Annotated in this window: 25 protein-coding genes and 2 pseudogenes; 15 read left to right on the top strand and 12 right to left on the bottom strand. The window is 67.8% G+C overall.

Annotated elements, in window-relative coordinates; genetic code table 11:
• Window positions 1-30: 30 nt before the first annotated feature.
• Entirely contained in the window at window positions 31-621 is a 591-nt protein-coding gene (locus B4V04_RS05045) for a DUF8215 family protein (protein WP_498229708.1), read from the top strand.
• Window positions 622-648: 27 nt separating this feature from the next.
• Here the strand turns inward: B4V04_RS05045 and B4V04_RS05040 are convergent, their stop codons facing one another.
• Both B4V04_RS05040 and B4V04_RS05035 read right to left on the bottom strand, forming a co-directional pair.
• A complete protein-coding gene (locus tag B4V04_RS05040) occupies window positions 649-1,428 on the bottom strand; it encodes an enoyl-CoA hydratase/isomerase family protein (protein ID WP_498229707.1) in 780 nt (259 codons plus the stop codon).
• Window positions 1,429-1,488: 60 nt separating this feature from the next.
• Complete coding sequence (locus tag B4V04_RS05035; protein WP_144799239.1) at window positions 1,489-1,710, bottom strand: hypothetical protein; 222 nt, start codon at window positions 1,708-1,710, stop codon at window positions 1,489-1,491.
• Window positions 1,711-1,859: 149 nt separating this feature from the next.
• Here B4V04_RS05035 and aroC point away from each other — a divergent pair, with 149 nt between their 5' ends.
• Together aroC and B4V04_RS05025 are read left to right on the top strand one after the other, a co-directional pair.
• The gene (gene aroC, locus B4V04_RS05030) at window positions 1,860-3,047 is read left to right on the top strand and encodes a chorismate synthase (protein WP_498229705.1); all 1,188 of its coding nucleotides are present in this window, start codon (window positions 1,860-1,862) and stop codon (window positions 3,045-3,047) included.
• A gap of 79 nt (window positions 3,048-3,126) precedes the next feature.
• On the top strand, window positions 3,127-4,638 hold the full coding sequence (locus B4V04_RS05025) for a PAS domain-containing sensor histidine kinase (RefSeq protein ID WP_498229703.1): 1,512 nt from the start codon (window positions 3,127-3,129) through the stop codon (window positions 4,636-4,638).
• 141 nt (window positions 4,639-4,779) lie between these two features.
• Here the strand turns inward: B4V04_RS05025 and B4V04_RS05020 are convergent, their stop codons facing one another.
• From B4V04_RS05020 to B4V04_RS05010, 3 genes are all read right to left on the bottom strand, one after another.
• On the bottom strand, window positions 4,780-4,989 hold the full coding sequence (locus tag B4V04_RS05020) for a hypothetical protein (protein WP_498229701.1): 210 nt from the start codon (window positions 4,987-4,989) through the stop codon (window positions 4,780-4,782).
• Window positions 4,990-5,040: 51 nt separating this feature from the next.
• Complete coding sequence (locus tag B4V04_RS05015) at window positions 5,041-5,913, bottom strand: ZIP family metal transporter (protein WP_498229700.1); 873 nt, start codon at window positions 5,911-5,913, stop codon at window positions 5,041-5,043.
• 105 nt (window positions 5,914-6,018) lie between these two features.
• Window positions 6,019-6,588 (bottom strand): TIGR04206 family protein, encoded by a 570-nt coding sequence (locus B4V04_RS05010; protein ID WP_498229698.1) that lies wholly within the window; start codon window positions 6,586-6,588, stop codon window positions 6,019-6,021.
• Between the two features lie 119 nt (window positions 6,589-6,707).
• Here B4V04_RS05010 and B4V04_RS05005 point away from each other — a divergent pair.
• The 7 genes and pseudogenes from B4V04_RS05005 to B4V04_RS04975 form a co-directional block, all read left to right on the top strand.
• Window positions 6,708-8,963, top strand: a pseudogene (locus B4V04_RS05005) (nucleotide sugar dehydrogenase); the annotation flags it as partial.
• A gap of 3 nt (window positions 8,964-8,966) precedes the next feature.
• Window positions 8,967-9,461 (top strand): annotated as a pseudogene (locus B4V04_RS05000) (UDP binding domain-containing protein); the annotation flags it as partial.
• 194 nt (window positions 9,462-9,655) lie between these two features.
• A complete protein-coding gene (locus tag B4V04_RS04995; protein WP_498229697.1) occupies window positions 9,656-11,059 on the top strand; it encodes a selenium-binding protein SBP56-related protein in 1,404 nt (467 codons plus the stop codon).
• Between the two features lie 6 nt (window positions 11,060-11,065).
• Entirely contained in the window at window positions 11,066-11,395 is a 330-nt protein-coding gene (locus tag B4V04_RS04990) for a 2Fe-2S iron-sulfur cluster-binding protein (protein ID WP_498229695.1), read from the top strand.
• Between the two features lie 61 nt (window positions 11,396-11,456).
• The gene (locus B4V04_RS04985) at window positions 11,457-12,299 is read left to right on the top strand and encodes a DUF7847 domain-containing protein (RefSeq protein ID WP_498229693.1); all 843 of its coding nucleotides are present in this window, start codon (window positions 11,457-11,459) and stop codon (window positions 12,297-12,299) included.
• A gap of 83 nt (window positions 12,300-12,382) precedes the next feature.
• The gene (locus B4V04_RS04980; RefSeq protein ID WP_498229691.1) at window positions 12,383-13,462 is read left to right on the top strand and encodes a M48 family metalloprotease; all 1,080 of its coding nucleotides are present in this window, start codon (window positions 12,383-12,385) and stop codon (window positions 13,460-13,462) included.
• Window positions 13,459-14,766: an outer membrane protein assembly factor BamB family protein gene (locus B4V04_RS04975; RefSeq protein ID WP_498229690.1), complete on the top strand. Its 1,308-nt coding sequence runs from the start codon at window positions 13,459-13,461 to the stop codon at window positions 14,764-14,766. The genes B4V04_RS04980 and B4V04_RS04975 overlap by 4 nt, the downstream gene beginning before the upstream one ends.
• A gap of 84 nt (window positions 14,767-14,850) precedes the next feature.
• On the opposite strand, the gene B4V04_RS04970 is transcribed toward B4V04_RS04975, so the two are convergent.
• On the bottom strand, window positions 14,851-15,639 hold the full coding sequence (locus B4V04_RS04970) for a DUF7344 domain-containing protein (RefSeq protein WP_498229688.1): 789 nt from the start codon (window positions 15,637-15,639) through the stop codon (window positions 14,851-14,853).
• A gap of 238 nt (window positions 15,640-15,877) precedes the next feature.
• Window positions 15,878-17,224 (bottom strand): alkaline phosphatase family protein, encoded by a 1,347-nt coding sequence (locus B4V04_RS04965; protein WP_498229686.1) that lies wholly within the window; start codon window positions 17,222-17,224, stop codon window positions 15,878-15,880.
• Between the two features lie 125 nt (window positions 17,225-17,349).
• Here B4V04_RS04965 and B4V04_RS04960 point away from each other — a divergent pair, with 125 nt between their 5' ends.
• Complete coding sequence (locus tag B4V04_RS04960) at window positions 17,350-18,321, top strand: phosphoadenosine phosphosulfate reductase family protein (RefSeq protein ID WP_498229684.1); 972 nt, start codon at window positions 17,350-17,352, stop codon at window positions 18,319-18,321.
• A gap of 51 nt (window positions 18,322-18,372) precedes the next feature.
• Here B4V04_RS04960 and B4V04_RS04955 read toward each other — a convergent pair whose 3' ends face one another.
• Window positions 18,373-18,648, bottom strand: coding sequence for a DUF7521 family protein (locus B4V04_RS04955; protein WP_498229683.1), 276 nt, complete (start codon window positions 18,646-18,648; stop codon window positions 18,373-18,375).
• A gap of 3 nt (window positions 18,649-18,651) precedes the next feature.
• Entirely contained in the window at window positions 18,652-19,002 is a 351-nt protein-coding gene (locus tag B4V04_RS04950) for an ArsR/SmtB family transcription factor (protein WP_498229681.1), read from the bottom strand.
• A 114-nt stretch (window positions 19,003-19,116) separates the two neighbouring features.
• Here B4V04_RS04950 and B4V04_RS04945 point away from each other — a divergent pair, with 114 nt between their 5' ends.
• Together B4V04_RS04945 and B4V04_RS04940 are read left to right on the top strand one after the other, a co-directional pair.
• Window positions 19,117-19,683: a DoxX family protein gene (locus B4V04_RS04945; protein WP_498229679.1), complete on the top strand. Its 567-nt coding sequence runs from the start codon at window positions 19,117-19,119 to the stop codon at window positions 19,681-19,683.
• Between the two features lie 30 nt (window positions 19,684-19,713).
• The gene (locus B4V04_RS04940) at window positions 19,714-20,112 is read left to right on the top strand and encodes an SHOCT domain-containing protein (protein ID WP_498229677.1); all 399 of its coding nucleotides are present in this window, start codon (window positions 19,714-19,716) and stop codon (window positions 20,110-20,112) included.
• A gap of 107 nt (window positions 20,113-20,219) precedes the next feature.
• On the opposite strand, the gene B4V04_RS04935 is transcribed toward B4V04_RS04940, so the two are convergent.
• From B4V04_RS04935 to B4V04_RS04925, 3 genes are all read right to left on the bottom strand, one after another.
• Entirely contained in the window at window positions 20,220-20,573 is a 354-nt protein-coding gene (locus B4V04_RS04935; RefSeq protein WP_498229675.1) for an SHOCT domain-containing protein, read from the bottom strand.
• A 6-nt stretch (window positions 20,574-20,579) separates the two neighbouring features.
• Window positions 20,580-20,996 (bottom strand): DUF302 domain-containing protein, encoded by a 417-nt coding sequence (locus tag B4V04_RS04930; protein WP_498229674.1) that lies wholly within the window; start codon window positions 20,994-20,996, stop codon window positions 20,580-20,582.
• 189 nt (window positions 20,997-21,185) lie between these two features.
• Window positions 21,186-22,580: a permease gene (locus B4V04_RS04925; RefSeq protein ID WP_498229672.1), complete on the bottom strand. Its 1,395-nt coding sequence runs from the start codon at window positions 22,578-22,580 to the stop codon at window positions 21,186-21,188.
• 178 nt (window positions 22,581-22,758) lie between these two features.
• Here B4V04_RS04925 and B4V04_RS04920 point away from each other — a divergent pair, with 178 nt between their 5' ends.
• Together B4V04_RS04920 and B4V04_RS04915 are read left to right on the top strand one after the other, a co-directional pair.
• On the top strand, window positions 22,759-23,133 hold the full coding sequence (locus B4V04_RS04920; protein WP_498229670.1) for an SHOCT domain-containing protein: 375 nt from the start codon (window positions 22,759-22,761) through the stop codon (window positions 23,131-23,133).
• 26 nt (window positions 23,134-23,159) lie between these two features.
• A complete protein-coding gene (locus B4V04_RS04915) occupies window positions 23,160-23,798 on the top strand; it encodes a hypothetical protein (RefSeq protein ID WP_498229668.1) in 639 nt (212 codons plus the stop codon).
• Window positions 23,799-23,811 lie beyond the last annotated feature (13 nt).

Raw genomic sequence — 23,811 nt, 5'->3', positions numbered from 1 at the left:
TTTATGTCCCTCTCCCGAGGGACACGTGTAATGAGCGACTCGCCGGAGCCGGGTCGCGACGACGGCCTCCCGAACCGGACCCGGGCCCACCGCGGCGGCGGGCGCAGCCCGCGAGACGGTCCGCCCGGCCGGGAGACGAGCGCGGCCACGTCCACCTACCGCAGCGAGTTCCTCGGCATCGGGAGCCGGGGCGTGAGCGAGAAAGACCGGCTCGGCTCTCTCCTCGCCGACTTCGGTCGGATCGTCGGCGAGGTCGGGGCCCTCACGCTGCCGGTGATGCTGTATCTCCCGTTCGCAATACGAGAGCCGCCCGCGCTCTTCGAGACGTGGCTCGTGGCCCTGACGACGATGATCGTCGTCGCCACGCTGATCCGAAACGGCCGGATCGCGTCCCTCCCGCTCACGGACGCGCCGGGGTGGGCGCGCCTGTTTCCGACCCTGATCCTGCTCAGGCTCTGCTACTTCAACGGGACCCTCCTCGCGGCGATCTACGGCGGCGGTGCCGTGGTCGGTGTCACGGGCGCGGTGGCCGCCGGGCTGGCGTGGGCGTTCCTCGTCGGCGGCGCGGCGACGCTGCTGTTCCCGCGCGCGGTCGACGGGTGGATGGCCGGCCGGGCGTGACCTCGCCCCACCCCGATACCGGTCCGGCTACTCGAACTCCGGCTCGCGCTTCTCCAAGAACGCGCGCATCCCCTCGCGCTGGTCGTGGGTACCGAACAGCCCGGACCACGCCCGGCGCTCCAGGGCGAGCCCGCCCGTCTGAGTGCCGTCGTGGACCGCGTTGAGCGCCTCCTTGGCGGCGCGCATCGCAAAGGCGGGCTTCGCGGCCAGCGCCCCCGCCAGCTCGTCGATCCGGTCGTCGAACGCGTCGTCCGCGACGACCTCGCCGACGAAGCCGACCTCGGCCGCCTCCGCGGCGTCGATACGCTCGCCGAGGAAGACGAGCCGCTTGGCCGTCTCGTCGCCCACGAGCCGGGAGAGCCGCTGGGTGCCGCCCCACCCCGGGACGATACCGAGGTCGATCTCGGTCTGGCCGAGAACGGCGCTCTCGGCGGCGACGCGGAGGTCGCACGCCAGCGCCAGCTCGCAGCCGCCGCCGAACGCGTAGCCGTCGATCGCCGCGACCGTCGGCGCCGGGAACGACTCGATCGCGTCGGCGACGCGGTGGCCGAGCTCGGCGTACGCCTGCGCCTTCGGGGTCGACAGCTCGACCATGTAGGAGATGTCCGCGCCCGCGACGAACGCCTCGTCGCCCGCGCCGGCCAAGACGAGCGCGCGAGCGCCGGCCGCCTCGGCCTCCTCGAGCGCCGCCTCGATCGCTTCGAGCGTGTCGACGGTGAGGGCGTTGAGCTGCTCCGGGCGGTCGACGGTGAGCGTCGCGACGTCGCTGTCGGCGTCGACGTCGAGCGTGATCGTGTCCCACGTCATACCGGCCCCTCGCGCGGCGACGTGAAAACCGTTCGGCAGGCACCGGTCGGATGAAACCCGCTAGATCTCTTCGCGGCTGTCGATCTCGCTGTAGATGAACCACGCGGAGGTGTACGCGCCGATGAACAGCAGGTAGCCGACCACGAGCCCGACGAGCTGGCGGGAGCCGAGCCCGTCCGGAAGCGTCCGCGAGAGGATCCCCAGCGCCACGGCGAACACGACCAGCGAGAACAGGCCCGAGAGGGCGTAGACGCCCAGGTCGGAGGTGAGACGATCGCGCACGCTCCCACCAACGGCGTCGACTTATAAACGCCATTCGGTCGCGGCGAGGCGGCGGCCGCGCGGCGCCAGTTCCGAGTGGGACCGCCGCTCGCCCGGCGCGCCGTAGCGCGGATTGCAACCACTATATGCCCTCGGCCGTACGGTCGGGTATGAACGGGAACCGGTTCGGGCGGCTCTTCCAGGTGACGACGTACGGAGAGAGCCACGGCGACGCGATGGGCGTGACGGTCTCGGGCGTCCCCGCGGGGGTCGAGCTCGACGAGGAAGCCATTCAGGCGCAGCTCGACCGGCGCAAGCCGGGCCAGTCAATGATCACGACCTCGCGGGGCGAGCCCGACGAAGTGGTCGTCAACTCCGGCGTGCAGGACGGCTACACCACCGGGACGCCGATCGGCATGGTGATCCAGAACAAGGACGCCCGCTCGGGGAAGTACGAGCCGTACGTCACGGCGCCGCGCCCCTCGCACGGCGACTACACCTACTCCGCGAAGTTCGGCACGCGCAACTGGGGCGGCGGCGGACGCTCCTCCGCGCGCGAGACGGTGAACTGGGTCGCCGCGGGGGCGGTCGCCGAGCAGGTGCTCGACGCCTCCGACTACGACGTCGAGATCAAGGCCCACGTCAACCGCATCGGCGACGTCGCGGCCGACGACGTGAGCTTCGAGCAGATCCTCGCGGAGAGCGAGTCGAACGACGTCCGCTGCGCCGACCCCGAGGCGGCCGCCGAGATGCAGGAGCTGATCGAACGCTACCAGGAGGAGGGCGACTCCATCGGCGGCTCCATCTACTTCGAGTGTCGCGGCGTCCCCCGTGGCCTCGGGGCACCCCGCTTCGACGGCTTCCCCGCTCGGCTCGGCCGGGCGATGTTCTCCATCCCGGCGACCACGGGCGTCGAGTTCGGGCTCGGAAAAGACGCCGTCGACGTCGCCGGCAGCGAGCGCAACGAGGACTGGACGTTCGACGACGGCGAGTCGTTCGACCACGTCGAGAGCGAGGCGGGCGACCCGGTCCCCGTCGGCAACGACCACGGCGGGCTCCAGGGCGGGATCACGACCGGCGAGCCGATCTACGGCGAGGCGACGTGGCACGCGCCCACCTCGATCCCGAAGAAACAGCGCTCGGCCGACTGGGAGACGGGCGAGGAGAAGGAGGTGCAGGTCGTCGGCCGCCACGACCCGGTGCTCCCGCCCCGGGCCGTCCCCGTCGTCGAGGCGATGCTGTACTGCACCGTCCTCGACTTCATGCTGCTCGCCGGTCGGATCAACCCCGACCGCGTCGACGGCAACCCGGGTCAGTACGACACCGACTACCACCCGAGCAGCCCGGACAACAGCTGAGCGCCGGGCCGGACGAGAGAGCGGCTCTCGTCCGAATAGATACTTGTATACCATCCCGTACAGTACCTGCACGCGTACGATGGGGCCCCCGCACTCAGCTAACGATCCGACCGCCGAAGGCGGCTCCTCCGACGGGGACGGCGCGGCCTGGGGCCAGAGCGTTCGCGGCGAAAAGAGCGAAGCGGCCGGCCTCGGAGAGGAGTCGACCGACATGGAACTCCGAACGTTCCGAGAGGTCGTGCGTAGCGCGGGGCACTCGATATACTGGACCGACACCGGCGGCACGATCCAGTACGTAAACGCCGCGTTCGAAGCGCAGACCGGGTACAGCGCCGAGGAGGCTGTCGGGAGCAACGCCAGCCTCCTCCAGTCGGGGATCCACGACCAGCAGTTCTACGAGCGGCTCTGGGACACGATCCTCTCCGGAGAGGTCTGGCACGGGGAGATCGTCAACGAGCGGCGAAACGGGGATCGTTACGTCGCGAAGCAGACGATCTCACCGATCACGAATTCGGACGGCAAAATCGTTCGCTTCGTCGCCGTTAACGAGGACATCACCGAACTGCGTGCGTACCGGGAGCGGGCGGAAAGGGAGCGCGACCGCTTCGAGCAGCTCCTCGACGCGGTGCCGGTGCCGGTCGTGCTCTCCGAGTTCAGCGACGGCGACCCGCTGGTCAAGCAGACGAACAGCGCGTTCAGAGAGCAGTTCGGCTTCGGGAAGGATCGGCTGGTCGGCTCGTCGCTCGACGCGTTCATCGTCGACGACGGCGACGCAGACGCCGCGAGCGAGATCAACGACCGGATCCGGAACGGCCGGCGAGTCCATCGGGAGGTCGTCCGCCGGACCGCGAGCGGCCAGCGCCGGACGTTCCTGCTCGTCGCGACTCACCTCTCGGGCGACGGCCGCGACGAGGCGCTCGGCGCGTACCTCGACATCACCGACCGCAAGCGGGCGGAAGAGCAGCTCCGACGGAAGAACCGTCAGCTCGAGGAGTTCGCGGAGGTCGTGAGCCACGACCTCCGGAACCCCCTGAACGCCGCCAGCGGTCACTTGGAGATGATCGAACCGGTGCGCGAGGGCGACCCCCACATGGAGGCCGTGGCGAACGCCCACGCCCGGATGGAGGACCTGATCGCGAACATCCTGTCGCTCGCGAAGCAGGGACAGCTCATCGACGGAAAGGAACTCGTCGAGCTCGGCGCGTTCGTGTCCGACTGCTGGCAAACGGTCGCCACGAGGGATGTGATGCTTCGAAACGAGGCGTCGGGAACGGTACGCGCCGATCCGAGCCGACTCCGGCAGCTGTTCGGCAACCTGTTCCGGAACAGCGTGGAACACGGCGGCAGGGACGCGAGCGTTACCGTCGGCGACCTTCCGGACGGGTTCTACGTCGAGGACGACGGCCCGGGAATCCCGGAAGACGAGCGCGACGACGTCTTCGAGTCCGGTCACACGACCGCAGCGACCGGGACCGGCTTCGGGCTCGCGATCGTCCGCGAAATCGTTGAGGCGCACGGGTGGACGGTCGCCGTGACGGACGGGGAGACGGGCGGCGCCCGCTTCGAGTTCACCGGCGTCGACCGCGACTGAGCGGGCCCTCGCGCACACCGCGACGACCGCGTCGGCGGCGTCTCGGGGAGACCGATGGGACGACGGAGGCAGTCGCGAGGTCCACGACGGGGGAGCTCGGAGTGTTGCGGTCGCCGAAGGCCGGTCGCGAATACTCTGCTCTCACCCGCCGGGCGACCACTCGCAGGCGTCGCCCGCGGTGAGGTCCTCCTCGTCGACGTGCGCCGAGAGGCAGGCGTAGTTACAGAAGTAGGCGGGCGAACCGCAGTCCTCCCGGCAGTCGCGCACGCAGATCGGGTCGTGCTCGAAGATCCGCGAGCCGCAGTAGGCGCACGTCTCGTCGGCCGCCGGCGTCGACACGGACGTGGACATGATCGAATATTGCGGGTCGCGGCTCGAAAAGCTGTCGCGGGTCGGCGCGGGTCACACCACGACGACCGCGTCGACGACGACGAGGAGCACGAACCCGACGAGGAACGCCCCGGTGGCGGCGTCGGCGTGGCCGTGACCGTGCGAGGAGGGGATCAGCTCCCGGAAGACGACCGCGAGCATCGCGCCCGCGGCGAAGCCGGCGGAGACGGGGAAGAGGCCGGCCGCGAGCCCGACGAGCGAGAAGCCGAACACCGAGGCGGCGACCTGCGGGACCAGCCCCGAGAGGGTGGTGTACCAGAGCACCCGGGGGTTCGACATCCCGGTGTCCGCCATCGGCACCGCGAACGCGAACCCGTCGGGGACGTTCTGGAGGCCGATCACGACCGCGAGCAGCAGCGCGACCCCCTCTAATCCCGAGGCGAAGGCGACGCCGATCGCCAACCCCTCCGGGGCGTTGTGGAGGGTGATCGCCCCGCCGATCAGCAGCGCCTTCCGGAGGGTCACCTCGCGGGCGGCGGCGACCGCGGACAGGGAGCCGTCCCCGTCGTCGTCGCGGTGCTCGGTGGGGTCGTCGACCGTGACGCCGTCGCCCGTCGGAATCGCGGCGTCCTCGCCGGTCGCGCCGCCCTCGGGGAGCCACTCGCGGTACTGCGCGTGGAGGTGGGGGATCGCGTAGTTCCCGCCGAGCAGCACGGCGCCGCCGAGCAACACCCCCGTCATCACCGCCCGGAGCGTCCCCTCCTCCATGCCGGGGACGATCAGCCCGAAGACGCTGGCGGCGACCATCAGGCCGGCGGCGAGGCCGAGCGCGGCGTCGTACACCTGGTGAGTCACTCTCGTCCGGAAAAAGACCGGCAGCGCGCCGAGCCCCGTCGCGAGCCCCGCGATCCCGGTGACGGCCACGACGTTCGGCAGCGTCGTCATGGCGCGTGCTTCCGGGGCCGCGTACATAAACGCGGGCGATTCGGTAACGGGCGACGGATGCGCTCCCGGCCTCGGTTCGCGGGGGACTTCGGCCCGGCGACCGCCTCACTGCGTGACGACCGCGCGGAGGTCGCCCCCGTACGCGACGACGGCGACCGCGAGGGTCGCGACCGCGCCGACCGGGAGCACGGTGAGAAACCCGGACGTGGTCCCGACGCCGAACCGCGTCGCGAGCCCGACCGAGACCCACAGACTCGCGGCCGCCGCCAGGACGAGGAGCCCGCCGGTGACGCGGCGGTCCTCCCGACCGAGCGTCGCTCCCGCGACGGCGCTGGCCGCCGCCAGGACGTGGAAGCCGACCGCGAGCGGCCACGCGCGGATCGACGCCGGGAGCGCCGCGAACGGCCGCGACTGGTCGAGGAAGTACGACCACACGGGGTATCCGCCGAGGCCGACGCCGGAGCCGGACGCCGCCGCGTTGAGGAACCCCCAGAGGCTCACGACCGTGAACTCCCCGCCGGCGGGGATGACGGCCATCGGGACCGCGAGCAGCGCGAGGACGAGGATCCATCCGACTCGCGCGACCGAGCCGCGCGTGTCGGCGGCCGTACCGCCGTCGGACCGGTCGGCGTCGGACCGGTCGGCGGCGAACTCCCGCGAGGACCCCTCGGACATACCCGCGTCTCGGGGGCGCGCCGGTAAGAATCGTCCGGGACCGGCGCGGCCGCTTTTTCGGCGCACCGACCGCGGAGCGACGCGCAACGCTCTTTGCGTCGGGGGTCACTCGTTTCGCCATGCGAGTCACCGTCGTCGGCAGCGGCTACGTCGGAACCACCCTCGCGGCCTGCCTCGCGGACGCGGGTCACGACGTCACCGCGGTCGACATCGATCCGGACGTCGTCGACGCCCTGAACGACGGCCGCGCGGCGATCCACGAACCGGGCCTCGACGACCTCCTGGCCGAGCACGCGGGCGACCGGCTCCGCGCGACGACCGAGTACGACGGCGTCCCCGACGCCGACGTGACGTTCCTCGCGATCGGCACCCCCTCGCGCGAGGACGGCAGCATCGACCTCGGCCCGCTCACAGGTGCCGCCGAGATGACCGGCGAGGCGCTGGCGGGCGCGAGCGACGGCGACGGCGGATCCTCGTCGGCCACCGCCGACGACCGCCACCTCGTCGTCGTGAAGAGCACGATCACGCCCCCGGGCGTCCGCGAGGTCCGCGAGGCGCTCCGCGCCGGCGCGGGCGACGCGGCCGACCGCGTCGAGCTCGCGACCAACCCCGAGTTCCTCCGCGAGGGCTCCGCCGTCGACGACTTCCAGCACCCGGACAAGCTCGTCTTCGGCACCGAGTCCGACGGGGCGACCGACCGGCTGGAGAGCCTCTACGAGCCCCTGCTCGCCGCGACCGACGGGGACGTGCCGGTGATCCGGACCGACCCCGAGACCGCCGTGATGATCAAGTACGCGAACAACGCGTTCCTCGCGTCGAAGATCTCGCTGGCGAACGACCTCGGAAACGTCTGCAAGCGGTTCGGGATCGACGCCTACGAGGTGATGGACGCGGTCGGCCTCGACGACCGGATCGGGGCGCAGTTCCTGCGCTCGGGGGTGGGATGGGGCGGGAGTTGTCTCACCGGTGATCAGCGGGTGCTGGCGAAGGACGACGAGGGGACGCGATTCTTGACGTTCGAGGATTTCTTTGACCGCTACGTGGACGAAGATGCGACGCTCGTCGACGACGTCTCCGTGCTCAGCTACGACGAGCACGGGAACAGCACGTTCAAGCCGGTCCTCGGTGCGACTCGGCGTAAGTACGACGGCGAACTGCGTCGCATCCAGACGAAAATGAGCAAGGAGGTGACGGTCACGGACGACCACCCGATGCTCGTCGTCGAGGACGGTGACCTCGTCGTTCGAGAAGCGGGAGCGCTCACCGAAACGGATCGGCTTCCCGTCCAATCCGACGTTACCGTCGATCCGGTCGGTCGCTTCGATCTGATCGATCTCGTAGCTGACGATCCGGACTTCCCGACCGACGAGGTGTATCTCAAACCCGACGTCGACCTCGCTGACTGGAAAGACCACCTCCGGAACGCACTCGACGGGTACAACCGTCGGCATAGCTACGACCGCGTACGAGAATTCTGCCGGAACAACTATCTCTCGCTCGATGTCTTCCTCGAATTCGAGGACGAACTCGAGTTCAACCGAACAGAGGTGTCGTTGTACACAACGAGAGGCGGCGGCCAGACCTACGTTCCGGCGATCGTTCCCGCCGGTGAAGCCTTCTGGCGGTTCATCGGCTACTACCTCAGCGAAGGGCACGTCAACGACGACGAGTCCGGACACGGGTCGACGACGCGGCGTCGCGTCGCGCTGAGCTTCCATCCGACGGACGAACCGGAGTACGTCTCGGATGTCGAATCGTACTTCGAGTCACTGGGGATCCGGTACACGACACGACAGCAGGAGACGGCGACCCAAATTGAGGTGTCGAGCCGGATCTTCGCACGATTCCTTGAACGATTAGGTTGCGGGACGGGATCGTACTCCGCGGCGCTCCCCGATACGGTCTATCAAGAACCGGAGTCACACCGTAAAGCAGTCCTGTCGGGACTGTTCCGCGGTGACGGTCATATCGCGTACCCGAACCACTCGAACGCCGTCGTGTACGAGTACGGCTCAGTGAGCGAAGAGCTCATCGCCGGCATGCAGCTGCTGTTACACAGCATCGGCGTCATCCCCAGCTACAAGACGTCGACGTCCGCGAAAGCCACCAAGCCGGCACATTTCCTCAAGGTGAGTTCCAGCGAGCAGATCGACCAGCTCAAAGAGCTGTTCTTGGACGCTGATATCGCAAAGATCGATCAACGCCTCGACAGCTACGCAAAACAGATCTCCCCCACCGGTCACACCGACGGTGGGACGCATACGACGGTTCGGGTCCGGAACGTCGACACGGTCGATCTGGACGACTCGGTTCCCGTCTACTCTCTCGAAGTCGCCGACGACCACACGTTCGTCACAACCGACGGCCTCGCGGTCCACAACTGTTTCCCCAAAGACGTCGATGCAATTAGGGCGGCGGCCCGCGAGGCGGGCTACGAGCCCCTGCTCCTCGACGCCGCGGTCGCGGTGAACGACGGCCAGCCGGAGCGCATGCTCGAACTCCTCGACGCCCACGTCGACGTCGCGGGCGAGCGTGTCGCCGTGCTCGGACTCGCGTTCAAACCCGGCACCGACGACGTGCGTAACTCCCGGGCGATTCCGCTCGTCGAGGGACTGCGGGAGCGCGGCGCCGACGTGGTGGGATACGATCCGGTCGCGGCCGACAACATGCGCGAGCGGTTCCCCGGTATCGAGTACGCGGACTCCGCGGCCGCCGCGCTCGACGAGGCAAGCGCCGCGCTCGTCGTCACCGACTGGGACGAGTTCGCGGCGCTCGACGACGCCTTCGACGCGATGGCCGAGCCCGTCGTGATCGACGGTCGGCGGATAATCGAGCGGCGCGACGGCCTGACGTACGAGGGGCTCACCTGGTAGCGGCGACGAGCACTCACGCGCAGCGAGTCGAGGAGGTGTGACCGTCCAGCCGTCGCTGCGCCAGACGTTGTCAGTCGTTGCTGCCCCCGACGTTGTCAGTCGTCACCGACGTGTGAACTGATAAATAACTGTATTTCGAGAATATAAACGATACTACATTATTAATAGTGTTGAACCGGTAGTGGCGCCTCGGGATGAGCACTGACGAACCCGGTCGTACTGCGGAACAGAGCGGTCACGAACACCACGAAGTCGAGGGGCCGGGGTATCCGACGCCGGCCGCGATGCGGACCGAGAGCGGTCGCGAGGAGACGGCGTTCGTGATGGCGCCGCGCGTGGGCATGGAAGCGGAGGGGCCGGACATGATCGGCGTCGTCGATCTCGACCCCACGTCCGACACCTACAGCGAACTGATCGACGCGGTAGAGATGCCAAACAACGGGGACGAGCTCCACCACTTCGGCTGGAACGCCTGCTCGTCGTCGTGCCACGCCGAGGGCCTCGCCCGACAGTATCTGGTCGTTCCGGGCCAACGCTCCTCGCGCATTCACGTCGTCGACGCCGAGGACCCGCGGGAGCCCGAGCTGGTGAAGGTCATCGAACCGGAGGAGGTGTTCGAACACGACCTGTCCGCGCCGCACACGGTCCACTGCGTCCCCGGCGGGAAGATCGTCGTCAGCATGCTCGGCGACGCGAACGGCGAGCTCCCCGGCGGGTTCCTCCAGCTGGACCAGGAGGACTTCAGCATCGACGGCCACTGGGAGGCCGACCGCGGCGAGATGGAGCTGAACTACGACTACTGGTATCAGCCCCGCCACGACGTCATGATCTCGAGCGAGTGGGCCGCGCCGAACACCTACTACCCGGGGTTCGACCTCGACGACGTCGAGGCGGGCGAGTACGGCGACAGCATCCACATCTGGTCGTGGGACGACCGCGAGCACGTCCAGACGCTCGAATTCGGCGAGCAGGGGCAGATTCCGCTCGAGGTTCGGATGAGCCACAACCCCGAGGAGACGCAGGGGTACGTCGGCGCGGCGCTCTCCTCGAACATCATCCGATTCTACGAGGAAAGCGACGGCACGTGGGACTGGGACGTCGTCATCGACGAGGAGCCGCGCGAACACGAGGACTGGGAGATGCCGGTGCCGCCGCTCATCACGGACATCCTGCTGTCGCTGGACGACCAGTACCTGTTCTTCTCGAACTGGCTCCACGGCGACGTTCGGATGTACGACGTGAGCGACGCGGGCAATCCGCGGCTGGTCGATCGGGTGTGGGCCGGCGGCCTCTTCGGCGACCGGCAGACGGTGCAGGGCGAGGAGATCCGGGGCGCGCCGCAGATGCTCCAGCTCTCCCGGGACGGCAAGCGGCTCTACTGGACGACGTCGCTGTTCTCGTCGTGGGACAACCAGTTCTTCCCGGAGATCGCCGCGGACGGCTCGCTGATGCTCAAAGCCGACGTCTACCCCGACGAGGGGCGGCTGGAACTCGACGAGGAGTTCCTCGTCGACTTCGGCGACGCCCCCGGCGGACCCGCACGCGCACACGAGATCCGCTGGCCGGGCGGCGACTGCACGAGCGACGTCTGGCAGTGATCGGTCGTGACGGACGCGACGACCCACGCCGTCGAACTCGTCCGCCCGAACGGGCGGACCGTGACGATCCGAGTCGAGGAGGGCGAGACGATCGTCGACGCGGCGGAACGGGTCGACGTCGCCGTTCCGTACGGCTGTCTGTACGGGGCCTGTGGCACCTGCACCGCGGAACTGCTCGAGGGGGAGGTGCGTCACCGACGGTCGCCGCGAGCGCTGAAACCGTCCTCGCTCGACGCCGGGTACGTCCTCCTCTGCGTCGCCGCGCCCGAGTCCGACTGTCGACTCCGGGTCGGCCACGAGATCCAAGCCGAGGTCGTCGGGACGCCCTGGAAGTGAGGCCCGCTCCGGCGACGAGCGCGGGCATTCAATTTATGTACGTCGGCCGAAACGTGAGGCCATGGCGGCCCTCCACGCCCTCCGTCCGGCAGTCGGTGGCATCGTTCGCAACCCGGTCCTCCTGCTCGTCACGGCGCTGTACGGGCTCGCGCAGGTCCCGAACTTCCTCGTCCCGCCGACCCAGCCGATCCTGTCGGCGATCGTCTCGCTCGCGACCTTCGGCGTGTTCGTCCTCGTGCTCCCGTTCGTCCAGGGCGGGCTGCTCGGGATGGCGAGCGAGGCTATCGCGGGCCGGACCGGACTCGGGACGCTGGTCGCCGAGGGGAAGGCCAACTACGTGTCGCTGCTGCTCGCCTACTTCGTGCTGCTCGCGATCAATTTCGTGTTCGGCTTCGTCGCGTTCGTCGGGGGTCTGATCGCCGTCGTCGGCGGCGCGGCGTCGATGCCCACGGACGCACCGGGTACCGGCGTCGACCCCACGCTGCTGGCGGTGGTCGCCATCGTGGCCGGGGGGCTCCTCCTCGCGTACCTCCTCGTCACCTTCGTCGTCCAGTTTTACGCCCACGCGATCGTCCTTGACGACGCGGAGCTCGTCGAGGGGTTCCGGCGCAGCGCGGGGCTCGTCCGGTCGAACGTCGTGAGCGTCGCCGGCTACACGCTGATCCTCCTCGCCGGGAGCCTCGTCCTCGGGACGCTGGCCGCGGCCGCCTCGATGCTCCTCGGCCCTCAGTCCGCGGGGATGCCCGGCACGCCGTTCGCCGACATCGGGGCGATCGAGCCGACCCTACCCGTGCTCGCCGTGGCTGCCGTCGGCTATCTCCTGCTCACGAGCGCGTTCGCCGCGTTCTACGCGACCTACTCGGTCGCCTTCTACCAGGCGATCAGCGGCGCCGAGGCGAGCTGACGGGAGCTTCACGGGCTCGCGACCGATCGGCGGCGACCGTGCAGATTTAACTCGCCGCCGGTCCAACTCCTCCGGCGAACACGATGTCGCCCTCCATCCCCGACGCCCTCCGTCCCCTCCGCGCGCTCGCGCCGTCGAACCGGCTCGACCGGGACCGGCAGCTTCGCCTGCGGATGCTGATCGCGACCGGGCTGGTGGTCGCGCTCCCGTTCGCGTTCGTGTACGCGTTCGTCTATCTGATCAACGCGGTCGGGCTCCCCCTCCTCGAGTGGGCGAACGAGCGCCCGTACACGGGGGAGTTCTACGTCGACCCCGTCATCCTGACGGTCGTCGTCCTCGTCGGGCTCGCGGTCCAGTACCGGTACGGTCCCCGGACAGTTCTCCGCTCCGTCGGCGGGCGGCGGGTGTCGGCCGACGAGTACCCGGCGCTCCACGCCGCCGTCACGCGGCTGGCCGCGCAAGCCGACGTTCCGAAGCCGGACGTGGCGGTCGCGCACACGGAGCTGCCGAACGCCTTCGCCGTGGGGACGCCCGGCAACGGCACGGTGGTCGTCACGACCGCGCTGGTGGAGACGCTGGACGACGAGGAGCTGGACGCCGTGCTCGCCCACGAGATCGCGCACCTCGCGAACCGCGACGCCAGCCTGATGACGGTCGCGTGGGTGCTCCCGACCGTCACCTACTACCTCGCCGTGCTCGCCTTCTACGTCCTCTACGGCCTGTTCCGATTCCTCAGCTTCGGCGGCGGCGGATCCGGGGGCAACCGCGACGGCCGGGCGCTCGCGGTCGGGATCGTCGTGATCGCGGTGAGCGCGGTGCTCACGCTCACCGTCTCGGCGATGTTCTGGGCCGGGAGCGTCCTGATCCACCGCGTGCTCTCGCGGTACCGCGAGTACGCCGCCGACCGCGCGGCCGCCGAGATCACGGGGTCGCCGGCGGCGCTCGCGACGGCGCTGGAGACGCTCGACGAGACGATGCCGGAGGTGCCCGAGCGCGACCTTCGCGCGTTCGACGGCGGCGCCGAGGCGCTGTACGTCGCGCCCCTCGAGAGCCGCGCGTTCGGTGACGAGGAGCTGGTGAGCACCGACGTGTTCCCGGAGACCCACCCTCCGACCCGCGAGCGAGTGAAGCGGCTCCGCGAGCTCGCGGGTGGGACCGCGTGACGGAGCGCGACGCGGCCGGGGACTCCACCAACTGGGTTTCTCGACGCCGGCTCCTCGCGACCGCCGGCGTCGGCCTCGCTGGCGCGCTCGCCGGCTGCGGCTACCGCCCCGGCGGCGGCGACCTCGCGTGGGAGTCGTCGCTCGGGGGCGGCGAGCTGTTCGGCGTCGGCGACCGCTGGTTCCTCCCCGCCGGCGACCGGCTGTTCGTCGTCCGCAACCAGTCCGGTCGGACGTTCGACATCGAGGACGACGCGTGGCGCGACTACGAGAACGCGGCGGTGACGGGGTACAATCCGGCCGGCGACCCCCGGCTCGAGGCGGAGACCGACCGGCAGGCCGCGGGCGTGCCGGCCGTCACCGACGCGTCGGTGTTCGTCCCCGTCGAAGGCGGTCGCGTCACTGCGATCGACCGCGAGCGCGCAGCGTTCGATCTCGACGACCCGACGGTCGATAGGGGCGACAGCGACGGCGACGAGCCCGACCCGATCCGCTGGCAGACCGACGCGCCTGCGAGAAGCGTCGACGCCGTCCGCGCCGGCGAGCGTCTCGCGGTCGCCGTCACTCGGAACGACGCGGTGGTCCTCGACGCCGAATCCGGCGACCGCGCGTACGCCGTCAGCGAGGCGTGGGCCGACGCGAGCGACGGGTCGCTGCGCTCGCTTTCCCCCGACCGCGTCGCGGTCGACGGGGACACCGTGTGGGTCGCGCTCGCCGAGGGCGGCTCGGGGGGCGCTCGCGTCGCCCGGTTCGGCCCGACCGGCGAGCGGCTGGTGTCCCGCTCGCTCGACGTCGGCGTCGACTGGCTCCTCGTCGTCGACGACGTCCTCGTGGCCGGGGTCGACGGCGAGCGGTCGGTGCGCGGGTTCGACCGGGAGCTCGGTCGCCGGTTCGCGCTGGAGGTGCCGGCGCCGACAGACCGACCGCCCGTCGGCGCGGTCGGCGAGGGCGACGACGCCGGTCACCGGGTGTATCTCCACCGCGGCGACCGGGTTCGCGCGCTCGACGTCGCGGCCGGCGAGGTCGCGTGGGAGCACGGCGACCTCCCGGCCTCCCGCCCGGTCGCCGTCGACGAACGGGGGATCTACGCGGTCGGTCAGGAGCCGGTGCGGGACGGGAGTCGCGAGACCCGACCGGTGATCGTCGCGGTCGGCGCCGACGGCGCCGACCGCTGGTCGGCTCCCCTCCCGGAGGGCGTCCGCGTCGAGGCGCTGTTCGCGATCGGTGACCGGCTGGTCGTCGTCGACGACGCGGAGCTGTACGGACTGCGGGCGAGCCCGGGCGAGCGGTGGTCGCTGGTGGGGTAGATCGACGCCGTCGCTCCCTCGAAATACCTTTTCGGACGCGTTCCCGTCGGAAACGACCGATCGCCGAAGGACGAGACGGTACGTCTATTCGGAGAATCCGGCGTCGTACGCTTTCAACAACCGAACGAGCGGTTCCGCCTCGGAGAAGTTCGGTCCCCTGGTGACGACCTCCGTGTCGGCGTCCCACTCGACGTATCCGGCGTCGGCTAATTTGGGGACGTGAACGTGGTACAGCCCGATTCGGTCCTCTTCGCGGGTTACCCGCCGATCGAGGTCGGCGATGCTGGTCTCGGCGGTGTCTAACAGCGTTATGAGAATAACGCGCCTCGTTCGACTTTTGAGTGCGTCCATCATCGAGTCGATGGCTTCCGGAGAAACGGCGCGTCCCTCGACGGCATCGAGACGCGTCCGCTGAAACGGCGGCTCGTCAGCGTTGGTTAAGATGTACTCCGCCCATTGGCCGTACATTTCGATGAGGGCCTTTTCTTCGTCGGTGAGCGGTTCCTCGCGGGCGGTGGTGTCCGCGAAACAGAGCGTTCCGTAGAGCTCGTCGTCGACCGAGACCGTCGTCCCGAGATAACTCTCCAACTCGAACCGCTCGTACGCCGGATCGCCTCTCCACCCTTCGGCGGATGCCTCGCTGACGGCCATCGTTCCTTCCGGGTCCGTGATAGTTTTCCGACAGTACGTTTCGGAGAGCGGGACGGTGGCGTCCGATTCGAGGATCTCATGGGGTCCGCACGCGAGTTCGAAGCGTTCCGTCTCGGTTTCGCGATCGATGTTCGACAGAAACGCGCAACTCAGGCCGAACTCCTCGGTTTCCGTTTCGAACAGGAGTTCGAGTCTGGTTCTCGGTTCGACGTTGGGGGCCAACAACGTTCGCCAGAGCCGCTGAAAATACGGCAACTCGCGTGCGGATCCGGACGTGCAGATGCGATGTGTCATTGGACGGGTCAGGGGTCGCGCCGGGCGGCGTGCTCTCTCCGACTGTGACGTTAACTATATAATTAACTGACATTTAAATATACGGTGCGTAACCGGCGCGTAGCGACTCGCTCTGCGAGTGCTCCGTCCGGGGAAAAGCCTCAGCGCCGCCGCGCGGACCGAGCGGCTAGGCGTCCAGGAGGCTCTCGCCGTCGAAGTCGGCGTCGGCGTCGACGTCCATCAGGTCGAGGATCGTCGGGGCCACGTCGAAGAGGTTCGAGCCCGTGACGTCGACGTCGGGGTCGGTGGTGTACAGAAGCGAGTTCTCGAACTTGTGCATCCCGTTGCGCGGCCCCTCGGTGAAGACCGCCTCTTTCCCGCCGAAGCCGGACTTCAGGTCGAAACCGTCGGCGGGGATGACGACGAGGTCCGGCGCGATCTCGTCGTGGGCGCCGTCGAAGGCGTCCTCGCCGTTCACGATCCGCTTGCACACCTGCCGGCCGTCGGGGCCGGTCAGCCCCTCGAGGTCGCTTCTGAGCTCCTCGCGGACCGCCTCGTACTCCGACTCGGGGACGACGCCCTCGGGCTCGCGGCCCTCGAGGTTGAGGTAGAAGCGCCCGGGGATGAGCGAGTACGCCCTCGTCTCGTCGTCGATGTCCGCGAGAGAGTCGTGGTCGTCGCCGTCGTAGGAGAGCCACCCCTCGTCGGCGAGGAACCGGTTGCAGTTCACCTCCCACTCCAGCTCGGTGAAGCCGTGGTCGGAGGCGACGATCAGGGTCGTGTCGTCGTCGAGAGAGTCGCGGATCTCGCCGATGTACCCGTCGAGCTTGCGGTAGAAGTCGAGGAACTCCTCGCTGTACTCCCCGTCGGTCGCGTAGTCGCGGAACAGGAAGTGGTTGACCCGGTCGGTGGTCATGAACACGCCGAAGAAGAGGTCCCAGTCGTCCTCCGCGAGGTAGTGGGTGAACACGTCGTGCCGGGCGTCGAGGGTGGCGTGAGCGTTCTCGATAAAATCGCGTTTGTCCTCGTCGTGGCCGAGCTTCGCGTTCACGTCGATGCGGTAGTTCCGGTCCTCGAGCACCCGCTCGACCGCGTCGTCGCTCGCGGCCGCGTCGAGTCCGGGCGAGAGGAAGCCGGAGACCTGTCGCTGGATCCGCGTCGACGGCGGGAACGTGACGGGGACGTTGAGCACGGTCGCGTCCCGGCCCGCGTCGGTGACCCGGTCCCACAGCCGCGTCGCCTTCACGTGGCGCCCCATCGGAACGTACGTCTCGTAGGAGTCTATCTCGCGGTCCTGAAAGCCGTACACGCCCGTTTCGCCGGGGTTGACGCCGGTCGTGAGGCTCGGCCAGCACGCGCTCGACTCGGGCGGCACGATGCTCTCCAAGCGGCCGGCCGACCCCGTCTCGGCGACGTCGGTGAGGTTCTCGAAGACGTCGGGGTGATCCTGCACGAGGTCGTACGGTACGCCGTCGATGCCGAGGAAGACGACGCGCTCGTCGTCGTCGCCGCGCAGCCGGTCGAACAGTCCCATGACCCGGTAGTCCGGTTCCGCCGACATATCCCTTGTGCTCCCCTCGGCGGGGCGCGCTCCCGCGGCGTGACGGAGCGACGCGGATTCAGAAAGCCTATTTCCGTTCGCGGTGACCGTCCGGGCGTATGAGCGATGACTTCCCGGCGAGCGTCGACGTCGATTACACCGACGGCGAGGGCGAGGATCCGGCGGACTACCCGTCGCTGCAGCACAAGCTCGAGAAGGCGATCGAGGTCACCCGCCAGGGGCTCGAGCAGTACGAGAACCCCGCCGTGATGTGGACGGGGGGGAAGGACTCGACGCTGACGCTGTACTTCATCAATCAGGTGGCCGAGAAGTACGGCTACGAGAAGCCGACGGCGGTGTTCATCGACCACTTCCAGCATTTCGATGACATCACTGACTTCGTCGAGCACTGGGCCGACGAGTGGGAGATTGATCTCGTGTACGCCCGCAACGAGGACGTGGGCGCGTACGTCGAGGAACATGGCCTCGAACCCGGCGACGACATCCCCGTCGACGCGCTGAACGAGCAGAACCAGCATCACATCCGGGACATCCTCGAGTACGAGGAGGACACGTTCCCGTTCCTGCTGGACACGTACGTGGGAAACCACCTGCTGAAGACGGTCGCGCTCAACAACGCCCTCGAGGAGTACGACATCGACGGCGTCATCTCGGGCGTGCGCTGGGACGAACAGGAAGCGCGCGCGGACGAGACGTTCTTCTCGCCGCGGCACGACCCGGACCTGTTCCCGCCGCACGACCGCATCCAGCCCATCCTGCAGTTCGCCGAGGCCGACGTGTGGGACGCCTTCTGGAACTACGTCGTCCCCGACACCGTCGACGCCTTCCCCGACGACGGCTACGTCCCGCAGGCCGACGACGACCTCCCTGAGGGCGTCACCCAAGAGGACATCCCTATCTCGCCGAAGTACTTCGCCGGATTCCGCTCGCTCGGCAGCGAAGTCAGCACCGACAAGACGACCGAGGAACCCGCGTGGCTCCAGGACCTCGAAGAGACGACCGAGCGCGCCGGCCGCGCCCAGGACAAAGAAGACCTCATGGAGCGGCTCCGCGACCTCGGCTACATGTAACGCTCGGCGGATCCGTTCCGTTTCGATATCGGCGTTCGGCCTGAACGTCGCTCAGGGGTTCGGCGCGTAGAGTGCGTACAAGATGGACAGCATCCCCGCCGCGGTGACGAGCGCCGCCACGAACCCGGCCTCGAAGATCGACACCTGAAGGACCTCGAAGAGCACGCCCTCGAGGAGGCCGCCGAGCCCGACCAGCGCGAAGCCGGCGGCGACGTAGAGGAGCAACTGCGTGTGATGCCGCCGGTACCCGCGATACGCTTGGTACGCGATGACCAGCGCCAACGCGGTCGTGAACAGTTTGGCGATGACGAATAACGTGTGTTCCATGAGTCAGTCCCCCCGCATCTCCTCGAAGATGGACGTGATCCGGTCGGCGGGGTCGGGCCGGACGTCGATCCGGACGTCGAACCCCTCGGCCTGCAGGAGGACTTCGACGCGTTCGAGTCGCGCCTCGTACTCGCTGTAATGCCGGCCGCCGGGGTCGACGTGCGTATACTCCTCGAGGAGGCCCTGCTCGACGAGGCGCGTCACGCGGCGCGAGACGGTCGGGCGCGACATGTCGCACTCCTCGCTGAGCTCCTTCGCCGACAGCCGGCCGGTCTTCGTCGCCACCAGGATGTCGCGGGCGTACTCGTCGTCGAGCGTGGCGAAGATCGCCGGCGGGTCGGGCTCCTCGGTCACAGTCGTCTACTCGCGACAGGAGGGTAATATAGCCCGCCGATTTTCTGGTTCGGAACGCCGGCTCGCCGTTATATGCTCTCTCCCTACCTACGGATAGTTGAAGGTGAAATAAGTATGTCCACACTCGACTCCGGCATGAACCAGCTCGAGAGCAGAGTCGGCGGCCTGACCGTCGGCGGAAAAGTCCACAGCCTCAGCGCGTGGTTCGTGCTCGCGCTCCGCCTCATGATGGGCATCGCGTTCCTGAACGCGGGACTGAGCAAGCTTCTCAGCGCGGAGCCGTTCAGCGCGTACGGCTATCTGGCGAACGCGGTACCGGCGAACGGCGGCCCGTTCGTCGACCAGTTCCTCTGGATGGCCGGGAGCCCGACGGTTCTCGCGATCGTGGACGTCGCCGTGCCGTACGGCCAGGTCGCGATCGGTCTCGGCCTCATCGTGGGCGCGTTCGTCCGCCTCGCGGCGTTCTTCGGCGCGCTCATGATGGCGACGTTCTACGTCGCCAACTGGGACATCGCCCACGGCTTCATCAACGGGGACTTCGCGTACATGCTCGTGTTCCTCGCGGTCGCCGCGTTCGCCGCGGGCCGCATCCTGGGCCTCGACAAGTACATCGAACAGTACGAGGTCGGCGGCGAGGCGCTCGTCGAGCGCTACCCCGTCCTCGAGTACGTCCTCGGCTAACCACGCCGAGCGCTTTTCGGGAGTACACCAATGCAAAATCCAATTCGAGCACGCGGGATTCGTTCTCTGGGACTCGTCGTCGTCGGAGCGCTCGCTCTGGCCGTCGTCGCCGGAATGGCGCTGACGCACGCGACCGTTCCGGATGCAGTGATGTGGGGCTGGCACGACGGGATGTGGACCGACGGCCACATGGTCGGCTGGGGCGGATGGGGCTGGGGGATGCCGCTGTTCGGTTTCCTGTGGATGGCACTCCTCGTCGCCCTCCCGGTCTCTCTCGTCTACTGGCTGGCAACGCGGTCGCGATCGAACGGCTCCACCGAGGATAGTGCACTCACCGTCCTCGAAACGCGGTACGCTCGCGGCGAGATCGACGAGGAGGAGTTCGACCGCCGACGCGCTCGGCTCATATCCGACGACGGCCGTTTCTGACTGCGTTGTCGATAATACGCGAGAAGCGATTCGCGAACGTAGTTGAGGACGGCACCGCGTTTGATACGCGTCAGCTGTTCGGCAGCGCCACGTTGTTTAGCGTACGGTCACTCCGATCGTTCGAGCTTCTCTCGGCGGGATTCGAACTCTTCGTCCGTGAGATCCCCGCGGGCGTACGCCTGACGCAATTCCTCCATCGCGGGATCGCGAGCGGATTGCGTTTCGCTCGCCCGCCTGAAGACGAGGTAGCCGCCGCCGAGAAGCACGACGAGGAAGCTGAGCGGGAGGAGCATGCCGATGACGGGCCACCAGCCGCCGGTGCTCCCGTACTGGCCCATCATGCCTCCGTACCCCATCATTCCGCCGAAACCTATTCCCATCGTGAGCAGCGGAAGGAGGATGAACGCTCCGAGGATCAGGAGCAGCAGCGTCGTCGTGTCCAGTCGCTCCGAAGAGCTCATCGGAGATCAGGCCTCCGACCCGGAGTCGAACTCGTCGCTAACGGCTGCCAGAACACGATCGAATCGGTCGGCGACCTCGGTTGCGATGGAATCGAGCGCGTCGTTATCGGCGATCCCGACCAACCGCTCCGGGTCGACCGCGCTGACCACGACGTCGCCGTCATCGGTCTCATACACGATGACGTTACACGGTAAGAGCGCGCCGAGCTCGATATCCTCGGTCAACCCTTCGTGTGCCAGCGGGGGATTACACGCGCCGAGGATGCGATACTGACGAAACTCTTCGCCGAGCTTCTCCTCGAATGTCGCCTGGATATCGATGTCACAGAGGACGCCGAATCCCTCGTCCGCGAGCGCAGCGTTCGTCGCGTCGACGACGTCGTCGAACTCGCCGTCAATATTGATTTGTATTGTGTATTCCATGTAATACTGTATTCTGCTAACGGAGTTAAGCGTTTGGTCCTATCCCCCAACGAGCGGACGGGAGTGTTTCTAGACGGTGTTCCGCGTGTGTCGGTCACGCGAGTTACTCGAGTCGATCTCGTCGACGGTCGAACGCCTTCACCGGGGAAGCGATGAACTCCCGTACAGCGGTTGCCAGCAGCGCTTTCGTCAGTGGTCATGGTCGTGGTCGTGGCTCGTCACTTGCGGGCTCTGATCGGCGAACTCCGTCGGTTCTTCCTCGAACGTGCGCTTACATGCCTTCGAGCAAAAATGGTACGTCGTCCCCTCGTGGGACGCGCTCGGCCCGTCGTCGTCGGTCCGCATCCCACACACCGTGTCGCGGTACTGACCGGGAGCGCCGAGTCCCCGCCGATAGACGTAGAGGAGGAAGCCGGAGAGCGCGAAGGCGACGAGGTTGAGGTAGAACGTGTAGTTAAGCTTGAAGTACGTCTGTTCGGTCGCCGTCTGCCCGCCCGCGAGGTCCGGGACGATGCCCAGCGCGTCGAACAGCAGTTCCATCAGGAAGCCCGTGAACGCCATCGTGACGAAGAAGACGCCGAGGATGTACAGCATGACCTTCCAGCCGTAGTACTTCCGGTAGACGTTCAGAACGGGGATCGTGATGAGGTCGGCGTAGACGAACGCGATGATGCCGGCGAAGCTCACGCCGCCGCCCCACAGGGCGACCGCGAACGGGACGTTGCCCATGCTGCCGACGAAACTGAGGACGGCGATGGTGACGCCCATAACCGCGTTCTCGGCCGTCACGAGCAGGCCGTCGCCCCGAATGAACAGGGCGTTCCACACCCACTGCGGGACGAAGACGATGACGAACCCGGAGACGAGAAATCCCGCGACGATGTCCTTCCAGATCATCGACCACTCCTTGCGGAACTGGTTCCCGACCTTGTACCAGCCGCCCCACGACAGCAGTTCGTCGCGCCACCCGCCGCGGCTCGACGTCTCTTGGCGGTAGGTCTCCAGACACCCCTCCGAGCAGAATTTCAGTGTTTCGCCGCCGTCGGTCGTGAGCGTGTGCTCGTCGTTGCCCTCCATTCCACAGGTGGGGTCCTCGGTGACGTCGGACTCGCGGTCGCGATCGTTGATCGTCTCCCGGACCTCGTCGAACAGCGTCTCGGGGAGCGTGAGGTGGACGATGACGGCCATGACGGCGATGAGGACGAGGCCGCCGAGCAGTTCCGCGAGGAGGAACTCCCAGCCCAGCAGAATCAGGATCATCAGTCCGAGTTCGACGATCAGGTTCGTCGAGGCGAACATGAACGCCAGGAAGTTCACCGCGTGGGCGCCCTTCTTGAACAGCCCCTTGCCGATGGCGACGGCCCCGAAACTGCAGCCGCTGCTCGCGGCCCCGAAGGCGGTCGCCTTGACGAGGCCGCTCAGGTCGCCGTCCCCAAGCACCTGCGCCATTCGCTCCTTCGAGACGTACACCTGGACGAGGCTCGTGACCGTGAGCCCCATGATGATCGCCCACGCCGCGGTCCAGAGGAAGCCCACCCCGATACGGAGTGCTTCGGAGACGCCGTCGATCATCGTTAGTTCCATAGTAGTAGTTGCGGAGGGATCGTCTATTGCAGTTTTCCTTATCAGATCATGTGTTGCAGGGCTCACTACTATGGATTCAAAATTATATCTCCCTCAAAAAATGCGATTCTAAACCAAAATCGCATTGAACCGGGACCCCGTATTGGGCAGTGGACACGGAGATACGGAGGGAACACGTATGTCAGAAGAGACGGACGACACGCGGCTAATCACGATCCTCCTCGTTATCCTCGGCGCGTTCGTCATCGTCCCGACGTTCTTCATGGGCTTCGGGATGATGGGGTTCGGCCCGATGATGGGCGGGACGGGGAGCGGTGGAATGTGGGGCGACGGAACGATACCGGGATGGCTGTTCACCGTTGGAGTCGTGGCGCAGCTCCTGTTCCTAGCAGCCGTTGTCGGCGGTGGCTACCTCATCTACAGGGCCGTAGCGGGCAGTGAGCGCGACTCGGACCGAGCACTCGAAGAGCTCCGGCTCGCGTACGCTCGCGGCGAGCTAACCGACGACGAGTACGAACAGCGACGAGAGGTACTCGAACGCGACGCGGAGTGACGAGAGGGCGACGCTGAGGAATGCTAATGGCAGCTGACTGGCCTCGCACGACGCCGCAAGCGTCCCTCCCGGCTTGGCTCGACCGATACACGACGCTGGGGTTGTACGGACTCCTCCTCGGGACGGGACTCTGTCTGGCGGCGTTCCTCACGAACCCGGTTCCCGACCCCTCGTTTCCGTGGGCGACGCTGCCGGCGTCGTTTCGACTACCAGTCGAGCAGCCGCGGATCGAGCACTGGCCGGTGAGCTACACGATCGGCATCTGGCTGTGGATCGTCGGCTTTCCCACGCTGTTCCTCGCCGGCTACAGGCGGTACGGGGACCGGTTGCCGTTTGGCACGGCGACCTGGCTCGCCGGGCTTCCGACGCTCGCGATGCTCGGCTGGACGACGTACTGTCGGTTCTTCTGGCCGAAGCTCCAGCCGCCGACCTGGAACGCCCCCTCCTACACGGTCGTCTGCTGGCTGTACTGCTCCTCGTACGACGCGCTCTGGAGTAACGCCGCCTACGTGATCGCGCTGGTCGGCGCCGCCGCGACGCTCCTCGCGACCCGACGCGGGAACGGAGACGGATACGCCCTCCTCGGGTTCGGGATCCTCGCGTTCCCGCTCGGCTTGCCGGCCGCGTACGAGGGGTATCGCAGGACGATGCGGTCGACCGCCTGAACTCCCGCGGCGC

The sequence above is a fragment of the Halorubrum sp. B52 genome, assembly GCF_059752555.1.
The sequence above is the reverse complement of the archived record's forward strand: the minus strand, read 5'-3'. Positions and strand labels throughout refer to the sequence as shown.

Bases quoted from the DNA above. Each gene is read 5' to 3' on its own strand.
- B4V04_RS04920 (WP_498229670.1), top strand. From the start codon at position 22,759: ATGTCAGAAGAGACGGACGACACGCGGCTAATCACGATCCTCCTCGTT.
- B4V04_RS04930 (WP_498229674.1), bottom strand. From the start codon at position 20,996: ATGGAATACACAATACAAATCAATATTGACGGCGAGTTCGACGACGTC.
- B4V04_RS05025 (WP_498229703.1), top strand. From the start codon at position 3,127: ATGGGGCCCCCGCACTCAGCTAACGATCCGACCGCCGAAGGCGGCTCC.
- B4V04_RS05010 (WP_498229698.1), bottom strand. From the start codon at position 6,588: ATGTCCGAGGGGTCCTCGCGGGAGTTCGCCGCCGACCGGTCCGACGCC.
- B4V04_RS04965 (WP_498229686.1), bottom strand. From the start codon at position 17,224: ATGGGACTGTTCGACCGGCTGCGCGGCGACGACGACGAGCGCGTCGTC.
- B4V04_RS04955 (WP_498229683.1), bottom strand. From the start codon at position 18,648: ATGGAACACACGTTATTCGTCATCGCCAAACTGTTCACGACCGCGTTG.
- B4V04_RS05045 (WP_498229708.1), top strand. From the start codon at position 31: ATGAGCGACTCGCCGGAGCCGGGTCGCGACGACGGCCTCCCGAACCGG.
- B4V04_RS04995 (WP_498229697.1), top strand. From the start codon at position 9,656: ATGAGCACTGACGAACCCGGTCGTACTGCGGAACAGAGCGGTCACGAA.
- B4V04_RS04980 (WP_498229691.1), top strand. From the start codon at position 12,383: ATGTCGCCCTCCATCCCCGACGCCCTCCGTCCCCTCCGCGCGCTCGCG.
- aroC (WP_498229705.1), top strand. From the start codon at position 1,860: ATGAACGGGAACCGGTTCGGGCGGCTCTTCCAGGTGACGACGTACGGA.
- B4V04_RS04960 (WP_498229684.1), top strand. From the start codon at position 17,350: ATGAGCGATGACTTCCCGGCGAGCGTCGACGTCGATTACACCGACGGC.
- B4V04_RS04945 (WP_498229679.1), top strand. From the start codon at position 19,117: ATGTCCACACTCGACTCCGGCATGAACCAGCTCGAGAGCAGAGTCGGC.
- B4V04_RS05015 (WP_498229700.1), bottom strand. From the start codon at position 5,913: ATGACGACGCTGCCGAACGTCGTGGCCGTCACCGGGATCGCGGGGCTC.
- B4V04_RS04925 (WP_498229672.1), bottom strand. From the start codon at position 22,580: ATGGAACTAACGATGATCGACGGCGTCTCCGAAGCACTCCGTATCGGG.
- B4V04_RS05040 (WP_498229707.1), bottom strand. From the start codon at position 1,428: ATGACGTGGGACACGATCACGCTCGACGTCGACGCCGACAGCGACGTC.
- B4V04_RS05020 (WP_498229701.1), bottom strand. From the start codon at position 4,989: ATGTCCACGTCCGTGTCGACGCCGGCGGCCGACGAGACGTGCGCCTAC.
- B4V04_RS04940 (WP_498229677.1), top strand. From the start codon at position 19,714: ATGCAAAATCCAATTCGAGCACGCGGGATTCGTTCTCTGGGACTCGTC.
- B4V04_RS04935 (WP_498229675.1), bottom strand. From the start codon at position 20,573: ATGAGCTCTTCGGAGCGACTGGACACGACGACGCTGCTGCTCCTGATC.
- B4V04_RS04985 (WP_498229693.1), top strand. From the start codon at position 11,457: ATGGCGGCCCTCCACGCCCTCCGTCCGGCAGTCGGTGGCATCGTTCGC.
- B4V04_RS04915 (WP_498229668.1), top strand. From the start codon at position 23,160: ATGGCAGCTGACTGGCCTCGCACGACGCCGCAAGCGTCCCTCCCGGCT.